The sequence below is a fragment of the Lentzea flaviverrucosa genome, from assembly GCF_003350445.1.
GTDB lineage: Bacteria > Actinomycetota > Actinomycetes > Mycobacteriales > Pseudonocardiaceae > Lentzea > Lentzea californiensis.
In genome coordinates, this window is the sequence record NZ_QQAU01000001.1 from 1,167,442 (window position 1) to 1,183,448 (window position 16,007).

The 16,007-nt window shown below is 66.8% G+C and carries 21 protein-coding genes; 12 read left to right on the plus strand and 9 right to left on the minus strand.

Translation table 11 applies throughout. The features are described 5' to 3' along the window. Positions 1 to 72: 72 nt before the first annotated feature. The 5 genes from DFR72_RS05215 to DFR72_RS05235 all read right to left on the minus strand — a co-directional run bounded on the left by DFR72_RS05215 (position 73) and on the right by DFR72_RS05235 (position 3,878). Positions 73 to 558 carry a DUF4396 domain-containing protein gene (locus tag DFR72_RS05215; protein ID WP_245982526.1) on the minus strand — a complete coding sequence of 162 codons (486 nt, stop codon included), beginning with the start codon at positions 556 to 558 and terminating at the stop codon, positions 73 to 75. A gap of 337 nt (positions 559 to 895) precedes the next feature. Then, complete coding sequence (locus DFR72_RS05220; protein WP_090063783.1) at positions 896 to 1,174, minus strand: hypothetical protein; 279 nt, start codon at positions 1,172 to 1,174, stop codon at positions 896 to 898. Positions 1,175 to 1,292: 118 nt separating this feature from the next. Next, complete coding sequence (locus tag DFR72_RS05225; protein WP_090063782.1) at positions 1,293 to 2,024, minus strand: F510_1955 family glycosylhydrolase; 732 nt, start codon at positions 2,022 to 2,024, stop codon at positions 1,293 to 1,295. A 110-nt stretch (positions 2,025 to 2,134) separates the two neighbouring features. Then, entirely contained in the window at positions 2,135 to 2,812 is a 678-nt protein-coding gene (locus DFR72_RS05230) for a M23 family metallopeptidase (protein WP_245982527.1), read from the minus strand. A gap of 58 nt (positions 2,813 to 2,870) precedes the next feature. Next, positions 2,871 to 3,878: an NlpC/P60 family protein gene (locus DFR72_RS05235; RefSeq protein ID WP_245982530.1), complete on the minus strand. Its 1,008-nt coding sequence runs from the start codon at positions 3,876 to 3,878 to the stop codon at positions 2,871 to 2,873. A gap of 297 nt (positions 3,879 to 4,175) precedes the next feature. On the opposite strand from DFR72_RS05235, the gene DFR72_RS05240 reads away from it, so the two are divergent. The 7 genes from DFR72_RS05240 to DFR72_RS05270 all read left to right on the plus strand — a co-directional run bounded on the left by DFR72_RS05240 (position 4,176) and on the right by DFR72_RS05270 (position 9,644). Then, the gene (locus DFR72_RS05240; protein WP_143086637.1) at positions 4,176 to 4,610 is read left to right on the plus strand and encodes a hypothetical protein; all 435 of its coding nucleotides are present in this window, start codon (positions 4,176 to 4,178) and stop codon (positions 4,608 to 4,610) included. Positions 4,611 to 4,718: 108 nt separating this feature from the next. After that, positions 4,719 to 5,840 (plus strand): PLP-dependent cysteine synthase family protein, encoded by a 1,122-nt coding sequence (locus DFR72_RS05245; protein WP_090063779.1) that lies wholly within the window; start codon positions 4,719 to 4,721, stop codon positions 5,838 to 5,840. Further along, positions 5,837 to 7,093 carry an MDR family MFS transporter gene (locus tag DFR72_RS05250; RefSeq protein ID WP_090063778.1) on the plus strand — a complete coding sequence of 419 codons (1,257 nt, stop codon included), beginning with the start codon at positions 5,837 to 5,839 and terminating at the stop codon, positions 7,091 to 7,093. Before DFR72_RS05245 ends, DFR72_RS05250 begins: the two co-directional genes overlap by 4 nt. Before the next feature lie 26 nt (positions 7,094 to 7,119). After that, positions 7,120 to 7,494 carry a DUF6153 family protein gene (locus DFR72_RS05255; RefSeq protein WP_090063777.1) on the plus strand — a complete coding sequence of 125 codons (375 nt, stop codon included), beginning with the start codon at positions 7,120 to 7,122 and terminating at the stop codon, positions 7,492 to 7,494. Positions 7,495 to 7,549: 55 nt separating this feature from the next. Then, positions 7,550 to 8,158 (plus strand): DUF305 domain-containing protein, encoded by a 609-nt coding sequence (locus DFR72_RS05260; protein WP_090063776.1) that lies wholly within the window; start codon positions 7,550 to 7,552, stop codon positions 8,156 to 8,158. A gap of 185 nt (positions 8,159 to 8,343) precedes the next feature. After that, on the plus strand, positions 8,344 to 8,709 hold the full coding sequence (locus DFR72_RS05265) for a BlaI/MecI/CopY family transcriptional regulator (RefSeq protein ID WP_090063775.1): 366 nt from the start codon (positions 8,344 to 8,346) through the stop codon (positions 8,707 to 8,709). Continuing rightward, positions 8,706 to 9,644: a M56 family metallopeptidase gene (locus DFR72_RS05270; RefSeq protein WP_090063774.1), complete on the plus strand. Its 939-nt coding sequence runs from the start codon at positions 8,706 to 8,708 to the stop codon at positions 9,642 to 9,644. Before DFR72_RS05265 ends, DFR72_RS05270 begins: the two co-directional genes overlap by 4 nt. Before the next feature lie 9 nt (positions 9,645 to 9,653). Here DFR72_RS05270 and DFR72_RS05275 read toward each other — a convergent pair whose 3' ends face one another. From DFR72_RS05275 to DFR72_RS05290, 4 genes are read right to left on the minus strand one after another with little or no spacing between them, the layout of a single operon-like run. Then, entirely contained in the window at positions 9,654 to 10,208 is a 555-nt protein-coding gene (locus DFR72_RS05275; RefSeq protein ID WP_090063773.1) for a hypothetical protein, read from the minus strand. A 51-nt stretch (positions 10,209 to 10,259) separates the two neighbouring features. After that, a complete protein-coding gene (locus DFR72_RS05280; protein ID WP_090063772.1) occupies positions 10,260 to 11,441 on the minus strand; it encodes a lytic transglycosylase domain-containing protein in 1,182 nt (393 codons plus the stop codon). 59 nt (positions 11,442 to 11,500) lie between these two features. Next, the gene (locus tag DFR72_RS05285) at positions 11,501 to 11,956 is read right to left on the minus strand and encodes a hypothetical protein (RefSeq protein ID WP_090064490.1); all 456 of its coding nucleotides are present in this window, start codon (positions 11,954 to 11,956) and stop codon (positions 11,501 to 11,503) included. Between the two features lie 37 nt (positions 11,957 to 11,993). Next, positions 11,994 to 12,638, minus strand: coding sequence for a TVP38/TMEM64 family protein (locus tag DFR72_RS05290; RefSeq protein ID WP_090063771.1), 645 nt, complete (start codon positions 12,636 to 12,638; stop codon positions 11,994 to 11,996). A gap of 175 nt (positions 12,639 to 12,813) precedes the next feature. Between DFR72_RS05290 and DFR72_RS05295 the strand changes: the two genes are divergently transcribed. The 5 genes from DFR72_RS05295 to nuoK are packed head-to-tail and all read left to right on the plus strand — an operon-like array spanning position 12,814 to position 16,006. After that, positions 12,814 to 13,155, plus strand: a complete 342-nt coding sequence (locus DFR72_RS05295; RefSeq protein WP_090063770.1) for an NADH-quinone oxidoreductase subunit A — start codon at positions 12,814 to 12,816, stop codon at positions 13,153 to 13,155. Continuing rightward, positions 13,146 to 14,246, plus strand: coding sequence for a hypothetical protein (locus DFR72_RS05300; RefSeq protein ID WP_090063769.1), 1,101 nt, complete (start codon positions 13,146 to 13,148; stop codon positions 14,244 to 14,246). The genes DFR72_RS05295 and DFR72_RS05300 overlap by 10 nt, the downstream gene beginning before the upstream one ends. Next, positions 14,239 to 15,144 (plus strand): NADH-quinone oxidoreductase subunit H, encoded by a 906-nt coding sequence (locus DFR72_RS05305; protein ID WP_090063768.1) that lies wholly within the window; start codon positions 14,239 to 14,241, stop codon positions 15,142 to 15,144. The genes DFR72_RS05300 and DFR72_RS05305 overlap by 8 nt, the downstream gene beginning before the upstream one ends. Next, positions 15,144 to 15,704: an NADH-quinone oxidoreductase subunit J family protein gene (locus DFR72_RS05310; protein ID WP_425459869.1), complete on the plus strand. Its 561-nt coding sequence runs from the start codon at positions 15,144 to 15,146 to the stop codon at positions 15,702 to 15,704. The genes DFR72_RS05305 and DFR72_RS05310 overlap by 1 nt, the downstream gene beginning before the upstream one ends. Beyond that, positions 15,701 to 16,006 carry an NADH-quinone oxidoreductase subunit NuoK gene (gene nuoK / locus DFR72_RS05315; protein WP_090063766.1) on the plus strand — a complete coding sequence of 102 codons (306 nt, stop codon included), beginning with the start codon at positions 15,701 to 15,703 and terminating at the stop codon, positions 16,004 to 16,006. Before DFR72_RS05310 ends, nuoK begins: the two co-directional genes overlap by 4 nt. Position 16,007 lies beyond the last annotated feature (1 nt).

Here is a 16,007-nt window from a genome sequence, read left to right on the forward strand (position 1 = left end):
TGAGCGGGTACCCCTGCGAAACGGAAGATCTTGACAGACCGTGGCCGCGAAGTCCTCGCGGCCACGGTTCACTCAATGCTGGTGATGACCTTCGTGGTCGCCGCTGTGGTACTGGTGCACCACCGCATGCCCCTTGCCACGCGAGATCAGCCAGCGGTTCACCGGGACCGTGATCACGAACGCCACCGCCAGCGCGAACGCGAGGCTCGCCCAGAACACCCAGCTGCCGAGGCCCGCTTCCATCGCGCCCGGCACGGCGAGCATCACGCCGTTGTCCACGATCTCCATCACGGCGATCGACACGGTGTCGGCGGCGAACGCGACGCCGATGGCGGCACGGAGAGGCAGTCCAGACTTGAGCACCGGACGGATGGTGAGCGCATAGCCGAACACGAAGGCAAGGGCAACGGCGAGTGCGATGGTCGCCAGGTTCGACCAGCCCAGCGCGGTGCCAATGACCATGCCGAGCACCTCACCGATCGCACAGCCGGTGAGGCAGTGCAGCGTCGCAGATATGGCGAGCTTCGTCAGACTCGATTGCGCACCAGCGTGATCCATGACCATCCCCTTGCCTCACCTCGCGGCTCACATACCCTAGCGGGGTATGCAGTGGCGAAGATACGCTTATACCCCCTAGGGGTGTCAAGGCCTCACTTGCAAGCTTTGCCACGTTGCGGATGCGTGAACACGCTGCCGCGGCGTACGCGCTGTGCTCCGTTGACGAGCTCGGGATCAAAAGGCGCTGGTCAAGACCTGATTGACGGCCGTTTCCTGGACGACTCGCGCTCCGTACCAGTAGCCGCATCACGCAGCCTGATCCTGCGGGCATGGACGACTCACGTTGAGTCAGACCCCCGAGCCTTCGGCCATGACGGCATCTTTGTCCGCGCGAACGCTAAATGTCGCGCACCGCGAGCAGTTCGACCGCTGCCCCGGACGACTCCAGCAGTGGCGCAGCAGCAGAACGCCGGGGATCCGCCCGGTAGGCGGCGAGATCCTCGCTGTTGGGGAACGTTATGAGGTGGGCCTCGACCTGATCGTCCAAAGTGCGCAGCCGGCGCTCAAGACACCCTCCGTACTCGGCGAGGAGGGGCAGGACGGCACTCTCGTAGGCGTCGAAGTCCCCCAAGCCCTCTTCAGGTACCCGCGCGAGCATCAAGTAAGTGACGGCCATGGTTCCCTCATAGCGGTGTGCACATCAGTGATCTTCCGAGCCCAACTGGAGTACACCCCTCAATGCCCTAGCGGCCGCCTGTCTACGCGGGCTCACTGGATCGATTGCCAGCGACAGTTCACTTCAGTGCCTGGCGAATCGTGAATGTGCTCCCGCTGTCGGTGGATGCGTGGACGGCAGACTCCGTTGCGATGTACACCTCGGAGCCCTTGGTGGCGAGCGCTGCGGGCGTACCGGCGATCCGGCCCCTAGCCGTCCACGTCGCCGCGGAATCGCCACTCACGTGCACAATTCCATCCGGTGCCACACCGATGACAACGTCGCCCTCAGACCAGTCGAGGAGCGTAAGGCGCGGGCTGCCGGCCGCGGGCGCGAACGTCCGGCCTCCGTCCGCGCTGCGGACCACACCTTGTTGCGTCGCGGCGAGGATGACGTCCGGATCAGTCGAACTGATCGTGAAGTCGACCATCGCGACACGGCCGCGGGTGTCCCAGTCGCGCTGGTTCTCGCTGACCATGATCTGGCCGTTCTGGCTGTTGTAGCCGTACACGCGGTTGTGCTTGACCTCCAACGAGTGGAAGTCCGCCGCACCCTTCAACGAAAGCGTCTGCCACGTCCGGCCCGCGTCCTTGCTCTCGATCAGGCCGAGGTGCGGCGGGGTGCCCGAATCGAGCCGATCGGGGTGGCCGCTGCCGAGAAAGTGGTTGGCGCCCGCCACCACGAACCCCATGGTGTCTTGTGCGCGATCACCCACGCGCTCGGGTGCCTTGTCTGCAGGCACGGTGAAGACACCGAAGTGACTTGCTGCGTACAGCATGCCGTCTGCGGGGTTGATGCCGAGACCGTGCACGTGCGCGAGAGTTGACGGAGGGGCGGGCGGATCCTGAGCTGGTGGCGTGCTGGTGTTCGCACATGCGGTGGTGAACAACAGAATTGGGACGGCCAGCTTCCACATGCGGCTCATGCGATCTGCACTCCGTGTTCTTGCAACCATGCCAACGGATCGAGCTTTCGTCCGGCTCGATCCCAGATCTCGAAGTGAAGATGCGGTCCGGTGGAGATGCCGCGGTTCCCGACCTCGGCGATCACCTGACCGGCGCTCACCTTCTGCCCTTCGCGCACGGCGTAGCTGTTGATGTGGCCGTACACGGCCGTGCTGCCGTCCGTGTGCTCGATCTTGACCCAGAGCCCGAAGCCGCTGGCCGGTCCCGCGTCCGTGACGACGCCGTCCATGACGGATCGGATCGGCGTTCCGATGCGGTTGGCGATGTCGAGGCCGTAATGCGTCGTTCCCCATCGGGGACCGTAGTTGGAGGTGATGGTGCCCTGCGTCGGTGCGAAGACCTTGATCCTCCGCGCCTGCTCCGCCTCGTACTCGGCCTTACGCCGTGCCGCCGCTTCCGCCTCTCGCTGTTCGGTGATGCGCAGGCTCGTGTTGAGCCGCTCCACCTCGTCGTGGCCGGGCCGGCGAACCTGCAGCAGGTTCGGCCCGGCGTTGTCGCCGCCTACACCATCCACACCGGACAGGTTGGCAGACAGCAGGACTTGGTCCTGCGCCTGGACAGGCGCGTCCTGTGGTGGGACGTCGAGCTGAAAGGCCGCCGCGGCGGCTCCAGCGGCAACTCCCGCGATGAACACGTGGGTCGACAGGCGCGTGGAGCGGTGCGATGCGGTTCTTATATGTCGGGACATCGAGTCAGCCGACGATCCGCCGAGCGCCGATGTAGTGGCCGTCACCGCGGATCGCCCGCACGTCCACGAGCTGACCCTCAGTCGGTGCGTCCACCATCTTGCCTTCGCCCACGTACATGGCGACGTGGTGGATCGTGGCCGGGTTGCCCGTGCCGTCGTCGTAGAACACCAGGTCACCCGGCTGGAGCTCGTTCTGGGCCACCGGCCTGCCGACCCGGTACTGGTCCACCGCCACGCGCGGAAGCGTGACTCCGGCGGACGCATAGGCCCACTTCGTCAAACCGGAGCAGTCGAAGGCGTTCGGGCCGTTGCCACCCCACTGATACTGGGAGCCGCGCTTCGACAAGGCCGCCTGCAGGGCCGTGTTGGCCGCACCGGGAGGCCCCAGGTACGTGCCGGTGTCCTTGACCTGACCGAATCCAAGCCCGGTCTTCTGAGCCGAACTGAGATTGTTCACCGCCTTGCGGAGTTCACCGATGCGGCCGTCCAGCTCGGACTTGCGCTTCTTGAAGTCGTCCGCAATGGCTGCCGCCTCGTTGGCGGCCTTCTCTGCACGCTGTTGAGCGTCACTGGCCTGTGCCACCGCAGCGGACAGCCTGTCCATCGCCTCGGCGTTGTCGGCCGCCAGCATCTCCAGCGCGGACATGCGATTGAGGAAGTCTTGCTGGGAGTCACTGACGAGCAGCGCAGCGAGCCCGTTGAACCGTGCGCCCTGGAAAGTGGACTCGGTGAGCACGTCGACCTGACCGCGCAGCTGTTCCTCGGCCTGCTTGGCCTGGTTCAGTTCCGCGCCGGCCTTGGTCAGCTCGGCCTTCTTGGCGTCGAGGTTTTCCTGAGCCTTGAGCACGTCGTCGTTGAGCTTCTCCGCCTGCTGGCTCAGCTCCTCGTACTTCTCGACCGGATCACCCGCGGGCTGGGCACCAGCCGCACCAGGGCTGCTGCCGATGACTGCCATGACCGCCGCAGCCGCCAGTGCACCTCGGGTGCCGCGCTTGAATCGTTGCGACGTCACGTCGCGCTACCTCCGTAGTCGGAAACAGGCCTCCCCCGATGCCTTGGCGCAAGTTACGGCAACATCACGGCGTTGTCTACTAGTCGACTTAGTAGGTCCTGGCATGTGACCCGGAACACGACCGGCCCACGACTCCCTGCGCGACCTCGGCATTCACGTTTGACAGCGACACGGTGACACTTGGCCACACCAGATGGATCAACCAGGGCAAACACAGCGTTACAAGTGATCAAATGTCCACAATGGACACGATTGAGCGATTCCCGTCCGTGTCGCGATCGCGATATGTTCGTAACCGTGCGGATCCAGACGACAACACTCCGTGGCGTTCGTTCGACGGCGTTGGCCGTCGTGTTCGCCGTGCTGTCGTTCTTCATCCTGAGCGCGCTCTGCTCCGCAGAAGGTCATGCTTCGGCCGCTGAGCACCACGAACACACGACCAATTCGGCGTACGGCCCCAGTCACGCGCATGCCGCGGATCATGCGCCTTCCGAGCATTGTCACCACGACCGCGGGCCTGTCTACCGCAAGGCCGCGCTCGACCGTGCCCTGCATCGTCCGGACGACACCGCCTGGGACGCGCAATCGTCCACCCACGACGTTCCGGCCAGCCTCGGCGCCGAGACCTTCACCGTCCCCAGCGGACTCGGCACGGATTTCTGGGCAGGCGCAAACGGCCCTCCCAGACCTGGTCGCCAGCTCCTGGTCCTCCTCAGCGTCGCGCGGAACTGATCAGCGCGCAGCAGTGCAGGCGAAATCCCGGCAACAACACCGGTTTCGCCAGTTCGTGCTGCCCACGATCACCTCTTCCGAACCACGCGCACAACCTTGAGGACCACCATGCTCGTCACCCAAGGCCAGCCCGGCACGCTGACCGTTCCTCCCGCACGCATGCTCACGTCGTCGTCCGCACCGCTCTGCCACACCCCGGCATCGGTCGTCGGCAACACCCCGGTCCAGTGGATCGACGACCTGTCTGGTCTGTCGCCGCACGGGTTCTGGGCCAAGCTCGAAGGCTTCAACCCCGGCGGCATGAAGGACCGCCCGGCGCTGCACATGATCGCCAAGGCTCGGCAACGCGGTGAGCTGGCACCCGGTGGCACCATCGTGGAGTCGACCAGCGGCACCCTCGGCCTGGGTCTCGCGCTCGCGGGCATCGTCTACGGCCACCCGGTCACGCTGGTCACCGATCCCGGCATGGAGCCGATCGTGCAGCAGATGCTGCAGGCGCATGGCGCCCAGGTCGATCTCGTCCCGGCTCCCCACCCGACCGGCGGCTGGCAGCAGGCCAGGCGCGACCGCGTCGAACAGATCCTCGCGGCGACGCCTGGCTCGTACTGCCCGGACCAGTACAACAACCCGGACAACGTGGCTGGGTACGAGTCACTCGCACTGGAACTCGTCGCACAGCTCGGCCGCGTCGACGTTCTCGTGTGCTCCGTGGGCACCGGCGGGCACTCGGCGGGAGTGTCGCGAGTGCTGCGGGAGTACTTCCCCGACCTGCGGCTGGTCGGCGTCGACACGATCGGCTCGACGATCTTCGGCCAGCCCGCACGGCCGCGCCTCATGCGCGGCCTGGGGTCCAGCATCTTCCCGCGCAACGTCGACTACGCGGCGTTCGACGAGGTGCACTGGGTCAACCCCGCCGAGTCCGTGTGGGCCTGCCGCAGACTCGCCTCCCGGCACCACGCCAGCGGTGGGTGGAGCGTCGGCGCGGTGGCGGTGGTGTCCAGCTGGCTGGCCCGCACTCACGACCCCGATGTGCGCATCGCGGCGGTCTTCCCGGACGGTTCGCACCGGTACTTCGACACGATCTACAACGACACCTACTGCGCCGCGAACGAGCTGCTCGTGACGGCTCCGAATCCTGATCCGGAGGAGATCCTCGCAACGGGCGACCGCGAAGTCACCGCGTGGACGCGCTGCCGGAGTGTCGCGGACCCGATGAGGCATCAGTCGTGACGAACATCCTCCGGCAGTTCCGGTCGTTCGACCGGCCGGTACAACTGCTGCTGCTCAACCAGTTCAGCATCAACGTCGGCTTCTACATGCTGATGCCCTACCTCGCCGTCTATCTGTCCGGCGAGCTCGCGCTCGCCGGCTGGGCGATCGGGCTCGTTCTGGGCGTGCGGAACTTCTCCCAGCAGGGCATGTTCCTCATCGGCGGGACGCTCGCGGACCGGTTGGGGTACAAACCGCTGATCGTCGCCGGCTGCGCCCTGCGGACAGCCGGTTTCGGCCTGCTCGGCTTCGTGGACACGCTGCCCGCGCTCATCATCGCCTCGGCGGCCACCGGATTCGCTGGCGCTCTGTTCAACCCGGCGGTGCGCGCCTACGTGGCGAACGACGCCGGACCACGGCGCGTCGAGGCGTTCGCCTTGTTCAACGTCTTCTACCAGACCGGAATCCTGGTCGGTCCGCTCATCGGGTTGGTGCTGACCGGCGTCGACTTCTCGCTGACCTGCGCGGTCGCTGCCGTTGTGTTCGCTGTGCTCACCGTGTTGCAGATCAGGTCACTCCCAGCACGCAAGGCCGCTACTCGCACCGACAGTTCTGTGCTTCAGGACTGGCGTGGCGTGTTCGGGAACCGCCGGTTCGTCCTGTTCGCCGCCGCGATGATCGGTTCGTACGTGCTGTCCTTCCAGATCTATCTGGCGCTCCCGCTGGAGGCACGCCGCATCGCGGGTGACGGTGTCGGCGGCACCGTGCTGGTCGCCGCGCTGTTCGCGGTTTCCGGCGTGCTGGCGATCGCCGGACAGCTGCGCGTCACCGGGTGGTTCAGGCAACGTTTCGGCACCGACAGATCGCTGGTGATCGGGATGTTGCTGCTGGCTGTGGCCTTTCTACCGTTGGCACTGCCCACACCGTCCAGTGGGCCGCTGCTGTTCGTGCCGGTGTTGTTGTCCGCGACACTGATCGCATTCGGCACCATGGTCGTGTTTCCGTTCGAGATGGACACGATCGTGGCGCTGTCGGGCGATCGGCTGGTCGCCACCCACTACGGGCTTTACAACACGGTGGTGGGCGTTGGCATCCTCGCCGGAAACCTCTTCACCGGCACCGCGCTCGACCTCGCCCGTGGAGCCGGGGTGCCTGCGTTGCCGTGGCTGGCTCTGACGGCGCTTGGGTTGTTCTGCGCCTGGAGTCTGCGCGCACTCAACCGCGTGCCGACTGCTGTTGAACCGGTGGGAGCGCTGACCCGTACAAAGCAGTGATGCGACCTACTAGGTACGGTAGTTACATGGCTCCGGGCACGCACGGCAGGACGACCCAATGGGTCCTGCTGTGCGCACTGTTCCTCGGTGTCGTCGGAATGCACCACGTCAACGTGAGCAACGACATGTCGCCCGCGCACGGGTCCATGTCCACGAGCGCTCACCACGCGCCGCCTTCCGGAGACCCCACACCGCAGCCGACGCACGAGATGCTGCACCTGTGCGTCGCCGTGCTCTGCGCCGTCGTATCACTGCTCCTGCTCGCGTGGCTGCTGCTGCGCACTGCACGGCCGATCGCGGATCGCATCCTTGCGTCGGCGGCGTGGCCACGCGCTCCCGACCGACCACCGCCCAGAGGCGGTCGAGCCTTGCTCAGTTCGCTGTGCGTGTTGAGGTTGTGATCAGCCCGGTCCTCAGAGGCAAGTCACTTTCCCAGCACAGAAGGAAGAACCACCAATGAGGAAGTCTCTGATCGTCGCCGGCTTCGCGACTGTCGCGCTGGTCACCGGATGCGGCAGCAGCAACGACATGGGGGGCATGCAGCACAACTCGACCGCTGCCTCGACCCCGGCCTCGGGCCAACAGGCGGCGGACCACAACGATCACGACGTGCAGTTCGCCCAGGAAATGATCGCCCACCACCAGCAGGCGGTGGACATGGCCAAGATGGTGCCGGGCAAGAGCACGAACCCGAAGGTCACCGATCTCGCCAAGCGCATCGAGGGCGCGCAGGACCCTGAGATCAAGACTATGACGGCGTGGCTCTCGAAGTGGGGCGCCTCCCCGACCGCGTCGTCGATGCCGGGGATGGACCACGGCTCGATGGGCAGCGGCAACGGCATGATGACCGCCGAGGAGATGACCAAGCTCGGGCAGGCCACGGGTGCTGCGTTCGACAAGATGTGGATGGAAATGATGATCAAGCACCATGAAGGTGCGATCGCCATGGCCAAGACCCACATCGAGAAGGGCAGCAACGCCGACAGCAAGAAGCTCGCGCAGGAGATCATCACCGCGCAGCAGGCTGAGATCACCGAGATGCAGGGGCTGCTGAAGCAGGGCTGACCCGCGAAGGACGGTCAGGCCGGGGCGAACCGAGTTCGCCCCGGCCTGAACGCTCTTCTCACCGAGTCTGGGGGATTTCCTCGGTGAGTCTGATGGCTGGATGGGGAATGCCAGCCATCACCTACTATAGCGAATCGTAGACAGATCCGGTTCTTCCTGCCGTATCCTCTCCACCAGGAGGAACGATGCACGGACTTGGTGAGTTGGAAGCCGCGGTGATGAACGTCCTGTGGGATGAGCAGCCGCTCAAGGTGCGCGATGTGCTCGACCGGCTCGAAACGGGAAAGAAGCTCGCGTACACCACCGTGATGACCGTGCTCGACAACCTGCACCGCAAGGGCTGGGTTGTTCGCGAGCTTGAAGGCAAGGCGTACCGGTACGAGCCGGCGCTGAGTCGCGCCGAGGCGGCGGCCCGGACTGTCCGAGATGTGCTCGTCTCGTCGGGTGATCCCGAAGCCGTGCTGATGCACTTCGCGCAGTCGGCGACGGAGCGCGAGTCCGAGCTCCTGCGCCGAGCCCTGCCGAAGAAGAAGAGGTCGTCCGCCTCATGACGGTCGCTGTCTCGCTGCTGATCGGCGCGGCGCTGATGAGCTGGCTCGCGCCCACGGTCCTGGCTCGCCGGGTCGTCAACGGTGGCGATCCGCTGGTCGCGGTGGTCGCGTGGCTGACGTCGGCAGCGGCGGTGGTTCTCACCACGCTCGGTGGCGTGGTCCTCCTCCTTCTCCCGGACCACGGGTTCGGGGAGACCCTGCTCGCCGCGCTGGGCGACTGCTGGTCTTCGGTCCAGCACGGCACGCCGCCCAGCGTCGAGGCGGTCAGCGGCGTCGTGGGCGCCTTGCTGCTGCTCGGCCTGAGTGTGCGATTGGTCGTGGGCGCGGTGGGTAGTGCGCGGCGACGAGCGCGCAGGCGTGCCGACCACCTCGCAGTCCTGCGCATCGCCGCACGTCGCGACGGCCAGACGTTGTGGCTCGAGCACGACGAACCGATGGCCTTCAGCCTTACCGGACGCCCTGGCGTCATCGTCGCCACAGACGGCCTGGCCAAGCAGCTCACCGCTCCCCAGGTGGACGCCGTACTCGCGCACGAACGTGCCCACCTGACCGGGCGCCACCACCTGATCGTCGCGGTCGGCGAGGCGATGGCCAGCGCTTTCCCGTTCCTGCCGCTGTTCAAGCTGGCACCTGGCATGCTGCGTGAGCTGGTGGAACTGGTCGCGGACGCAGCAGCTGTCCGCGAATGCGGCGCGGACGCGGTGCGCAGCGCTCTGCTCAAGGTGTCTCGCCACGGTGCGCCGGGCACGGCCTTGGCGATGAGCGGCACCTCCATGGACGTGCGCGTCGAGCGCCTGCTCGACGGACCCGCTCCGGCAAGCAGGCGCCGTCAGCTGTTCTCCTGCGGGCTCGCGGGCGTCACCGCCATGGTTCTCCCCGCCCTGGTCGCGGCGGGAGCGATGCTCGCCGTCGTAACCGTGGCCTGCCCAGCCTGACCAGGCGGTTCACCGGTCGGCAGGCTGCAGCCGTGCCATCTCGGCCGTGACGAGCCAGCGCCCATCAGCTTGACGGCGCAGCGTGACGAACGTTTCGCGGGATTGACCGTCGCCTGATCGCCACGTCGCCTTCGTGGTGGCCGCCGACTGCTCCTCGTTGCCGACAGCCACCTCCACGCTGATCACGACCGCCTTGCCGGTCGCATCGACGACCAGCGAACCACGCGGGTTGTCGGGGTTCTCGGGCGCGAGATACGGCAGCACCCGGCGGTTTGCACGGCCGATCTCGGCCGGCTCAGCCGAGTGTGCGGCCTCGATGTAGGCCTTCGCCACGGACCGGGGATCGGCGAAGTTCGTGCCCGCCGCCGCTGACGGCGTGCCCGAGAGCGGTGGCGGCAGCGTTTCGCCTATCGCGGATCGGGCTGCGGGCCCGAGAGGTTCCTCGGTCGGCGACGGCGACTGAGACGGCGGCGAAGCGGCGGTGGTGGATACCGGTGCTTGCTCACCGTTGGTGTCCCTGCCGATCGACACGGACACCAGCAACAGGCCTCCGGCAGCCAGCACGGCTAGCAGAATGCCTCTCGGACTACCGGCTGCCATCGCGTCGCTCCTCGATCACGCGGTGAAGCTGATGTGCAGGTGGTCGTAGTGACCGCCGGTGGGGTTGCTGACGTCGTACACCCCTGCGCCGGTGTACTTCTCGCCCCACCCTCCCTGGTCGCCGGTGGTCGGATCCCAGTAGCGCCCCTGCCAGATGATGTAGCGAATCTTCAGCGGGCCCGCGTAGGCCCGCGTCCAGGAGGCCATTCGCCAGCCCGCCGCGAGCCGCTCGCCGACCGGGAACACGCCGAAGCGGTCCGGGAACACGTCGCACGCTTTGCCGGTCGGATGGTCGCTGAACGGTGTCTCCGGTCGCGCGCCGTAGCAGGTGACCGAGGCGATCTGTGGCCCGAAGGCGCTGCGGATCTGTTCCAGCGCGTGCGCGGTGGCTGCGGTGAGGCATCCCGCTGTCGTGGGATCGTCGACGACACATCCTGTCGGCGGCCCGGTGTAGGGCACCGGAGCGGGCAGCCCGGCCAGGTCCGCGCCGCCTGGCACAGGTCCCCCGTCACCGGCAGGTGCGGTCTCGGCTGCAGCCCAATCGCGTTCGTACTTGCGGATGTTGTCGAGATAGCGCCGGATGAGCGACACGCACGTGTCGCCACATCCTGCTTCGCCTGACTGAGGAATACCGGTGCGACTCAACAACACCCGGCCGCAGCCAGCGATGTGGCACACGCTCATCGCGTCGTGAGGGTCGAGTGGTTTACGCGTCTGCTTGATGTGTGCGGTCATCCCGCGCAAGTTGCTGCACAGGAACTTGAGTCCGAGTCGCATGTGGATCGCCGGATCGAAGATGTCCGCTCCGGAGGGAGGAGGAACGCTCGCCCATGCCTGTCCACCGAGGTTTTTCCAGTTCGCTTGGTTGATCTGGAGCAGGCCCGCCGCACCGCCGTTGCTGTCGTTGCTCCACGCGGTCGGCCGCCATCCTGACTCGGCCTGCACTTCGGCGATGACCCGCAACGGGTTGAGCTCCGGGCAGTCGGTGGCGACGAACGACGTGATGATCGGAGCCATTTCCCGCGCCAGTGGTGGAATCTTGGTGATGTCGAAGGTGGCTTGCCCGGTTGTCGCGCCGGCGACAGCGCCCTGGTTGCCGTTGCGCACCATGAAAGGCAGCACGAAGACGAACTGAATCGCCAGAAAGGCCGCCAAGGCGACCACGCACACCGCCAGCACCAGGTGCGGCACCCTCATGAAGCCTCCTGCCGGACAACAACCCGTGACTTACTATCACGAGTAGTACATCCGGTCCACTAGGCCCCTACGGGTGAACAAGCGACAGTCGTGCACTCGCGCCGTCGCCATCGCACGACCACCGCAGTTGCGAGCACGGCCAACGACGCCACGCCGAGCAGAGGCTGCAGAGGAGCCCAAACACCGAGCGCCCCGGACACTCCCAGCAACGCCATGACGATCTTGTTGCAGACGGGGCACCCGACCGCGAGTGCACTGAGCAGTGAGCCGCCGTAAACGCGGGCAGATCCAGCACGGTCGCGCTGAACCCCAGGCCGGATACCAGCCCACACGGCCGTGAGGATCGCCGTGAGCACGAGCACAGGCAGTTCCCACCACCGAACCGGGGTCATGCGCGTGAACATCGAGTTGTCGATGACATCAGTCGGCACACCGACCACGGCAGCGCTCAGCGCCGCACCCGTGAGCGCGCGAGCCCAACTCCACGACCAGGCCTGCACCTGAGCGCCGTCCATCGACACCCCCGCCGCATCTACTATCGGAAATAGTAACCTACGCGGTCCCGCCAGCACGACGAAGAAGATTCCTGCCCCACAACACGCCGGCCGCGCCGAGCACCAGCCAGGCTGCCAGAGCGGCGATCGAGCGCGGTGATCCGAGGTCCAGCACGGCATCCCCCAGCAGCGCGGCGACCAGGGTGGTGGGCACGAGCCCGAGAGCGGTGCCGAGCGCGAACAACACCGGACGCACGGCCGTCACGCCGGCGCCGTAGTTCGACGCGGCGAACGGGATCACCGGCAACAACCGCAGCACGAGTGTCGCGGCCAGACCGTTCTTCGCGAACACCACGTCCAGCGTGCGCAGACGACTGCCGCCGAGCCACCGCGCCACAGCCTCCCGCCCGAGCAACCTGCCGATGACGAAGGAGATCAACGCGCCGGCGGTGAAGCCGGCAATGGCGAGAGCTGCTCCGGGCAGCACACCGAAGAGCAGGCCGGAGGCGGTGGCGAGCACGGGCTTCGGGAAGAACGCGGCGGTTCCCCCAGCGCACAGCAACAGGAACGCGGCTGGCGCCCACGCGCCTGCCCCGCGGATCCAGGAACGGATCTCGTCCACGCCGGGCAGATCCACCACGAACGAAACGACGACCAGGGCGACGACCAGCGCCCCAAGTGCGATCGCACGCACGTCACGCATGAACAACCTGCACTTCCGTTTGGTTCGGTTGTTCGATGGTAAGCGGAAGCGCTCATCACCTACGAATGCATGTAGTAGGAGGCGGCGCGGTAGCCGACCGTTGACCGGTCGCGGATGATCGGATCACGTCCTACCCTCCAAGAGTGATCAGCCGGCGACCGAGGCAGGAGGAACCATGATCGGCGCAGTGGTGGTCCTGGTCGCGGTAGCAGGCGTGGTGGCCGCGGTGTTCGGCCTGACCGTCCTGGTTCGACTCGGCCGCACGATCACCGACGTGCGACCGTTCCTGTCCGGCCACCAGCCCTCCGAGCACGCCGTCTCCCGGTACCACGTGCGCTGGTACACGATCACGATGATCTTCTTGGCGTTCGACATGGAGATGGTGTTCATGTACCCGTGGACACTCGTGGTCGCCAAGATGGGGACGCCCGCCGTGGTGGAGATGTTCATCTTCCTTGCGATCCTCGTGGCGGGTGTGTGGTACGCGTGGCGGGAAGGGGCACTGCGGTGGACCTGACGTCCTGGCTGCTGCGCCGCACACCGGTCCGCCCGCTGATCGCCGCCATGCCTGGGGGTACCAGGGCGCGGATAGCCGTCGAGCAGTTCGCGCGGCAGAACGGATGGCGGCTTGCGCTCGCCCCGGCTGAGGCCAACGTGTTGGTCGTCGCGGGCGCTACGACGGCGGAGATCAGCCCGTACGTCGATCTGGTCTGGAGCAGCATCCCTGCTCCTCGGGTGCGCGTGCATGTGACTGACGGAACGGACGCCGAGCGGGTGCTGTCGTCGGTGACGGAGACGCTGTACGACGCCGAGTTGCAACGCGGCGAGGCACAGCAGGCGCTGCGCACGGAAGCACTCCCGCAGTCACGGCAAGAGCAGCACTCGCCCGCGCACTCCTGCGGCGCCGCGATGCACGACGGTCACGCTTCGGAGATGTCATGCGGTGGCACGATGGCGGACGAGCATGGCGGGCACGAGGGGCACGGCGGCCATCAGGGCGGCCACCACGGGCACGACATGGGTTCGATGGAGTTGCCCGGCGGCCTGCCGATGGCGGATCGCGGTGTGGACCGGGACGGCCTCACTCTCGACCGGCTGCACGTGCCGCTCGGGCCCGTGCTGCCGGACTGGCCCGAAGGGCTCGTCGTGCACACGGTCCTGCAGGGCGACGTGATCCAGCAGGCACACGTCGAGGTCATCGGCGCCACCCAGCCGCACGATCGGCTGCCGCTCGTCGCCCGGCGGCTCGACAGCTCGGCGCGGCTGCTGTCGATCGCCGGATGGGCCGACGCAGCGGCACGGGCACGTGTCCTGCGCGACGAGGCCCTGGGCGGGCGTGCCGGCGCTGACGACCTGGAACGCTGGGCCCGGCGGGTACACCGGTCCAGGTTGTTGCGGTGGTCGTTGCGCGGAATCGGGGATGTGCTGCCCCGCCTGCACCAGTGGCTCGACGATGTCGTGTCCGGCCACGAGACCGCCGGCAAAGCCGAGCCGACAACGGACGAGCTGGTGGAGTTGCTCACGGGAGCGGAGTTCGCCGCCGCGCGGTTGATCGTGGCGAGTGTGGACCCGGACACGACGACGCGCGAGGTGGCGCACCATGCTTGAGGTGGCGCCGTGGTGGGGAGCACTGCTGTTGCCAATGGTGCTTGCCCTGTTCGCCCTTAGTGCGGCGGCGTTCGACTCGGTGCTCACGACCGGCCGTGGAGCTCTTGCCGAACCACTGCGAGCAACGGCGGGCTTGCTCGTTCAGCAGCGGCGGCGCACGCTGGCAGCGGATTCCTTGCTGTGGCGGGGTGGTGCGGTTGCGCTGCTCGTCGCGGGGGTCATGGCGGCGCTGGTGATCCCGCTGGGTTCGTGGGTTGTCGCCGATTTCTCGGTCGGCGTCGTGTGGTTCAACGCGATGGAGGTTGTCGCCTGGGCGGCGGTGTGGCTGGTCGGCTGGGGCGCGAACTCGGCGTTCGGCCTGATCGGTGGTTACCGCTTCATCGCGCAAGGACTGGCCTATGAGCTGCCGCACATGTTCGCGTTGATCACCGCGGCGTTGGGTGCCGGTTCGTTGCGGGTCGCCGATATCGTTGCCGCGCAACAAGATCTGTGGTTCGTCGTGTGGATGCCGGTCGCGTTTGCCGTGTACTTGTTGTCGGTGCTGGGGATGGCGTTCTTCCGGCCGTTCGACCATGCAGTGAGCGGCGACGCGGCCGGTGGCGTGCTCGCTGAACTGTCCGGTGTGGATCGTTTGGTCTTCGTCGCAGGTCGGTGGCTACTGCTGGTGGCCGGTGCGGCGATGGCCGTGCCGCTGTTTCTCGGCGGCGGGCAGGGTCCGCTGTTGCCGGGCTGGTTGTGGTCGGTGCTCAAGACGGCAGCGGTGCTCGGCTTCCTCGTGTGGGCGAGCCGGCGTGGTCCCACCGTCCGGATGGAGCGGTTCCACGAGATCGCGTGGATCGTGCTGATCCCCGCGACCCTGGTGCAGGCGCTTGTTGTGTCGATCGTGGTGATCTCGTGATGGCGCAGGTGCTGTTCTGGCTGTGCGGGGTCGCGGCCGTGGTGACCGGCATCGCGGTGTTCCGCGTGGACTCCATGGCGCGCGCGACGTTCGCGCTGCTCGCTTCGTTCATCTTCACCGCGGTCACGATCCTGCTGCTTGACCTGGCTTACCTGGGTGTGCTGGTCATCCTCATGATGATCATGGAGATGGTCGTCATGGCCGTGTTCATGGTCATGTACATGATGAACCCCGCCGGCCTGATGCCCATGACCATGGTGCACAACCAGAAGGGCTCCCTGGCGATCGCAATCGGCACGTTCGTCGTGCTCGCCACCGGCGTCGTGCTCGTGCCCTGGCCGGGGTCGGATCGTGCCCGCCCGGACGATCCGACGATGCAGCTGGGCGAGGCCCTGATGGGCTCGAAGATGCTCGTGATGATCGTCCTGGGCCTCGCGCTGTTCGCCACGATGGTCGCCACCGTCGTGCTCGCCACCCATCGGGGTCGATACGACCGGTACGGCGACCGGCTGGACCGCAAGCGCCCCGACGACCCGGTGCCGGGAGGGATCGACCGATGAGCCTCCAGGCGTTCCTGCTGCTCGCCTCGGCGCTGTTCAGCGTGGGGTTGTACGGAGCACTGTCACAGCAGTCCATCGTGATGATCATGATGGGGCTGGAACTGATGATCAATGCGGTGATCGTGGGCGCTTCGGCCTTCTGGTACTTCGTCTCCCCCGATCGTCCGGACGGGCAGGTGGTCGTACTGCTCGCGGTGACCGCGATGGCGGTGGAAATGGCCGTCGGGTTCGCCGTGACGACGGCGATCTTCCGCAGCCGGGACGTGGACATGACCGACATGGCCGCGGACCTCAAGGGCTGAG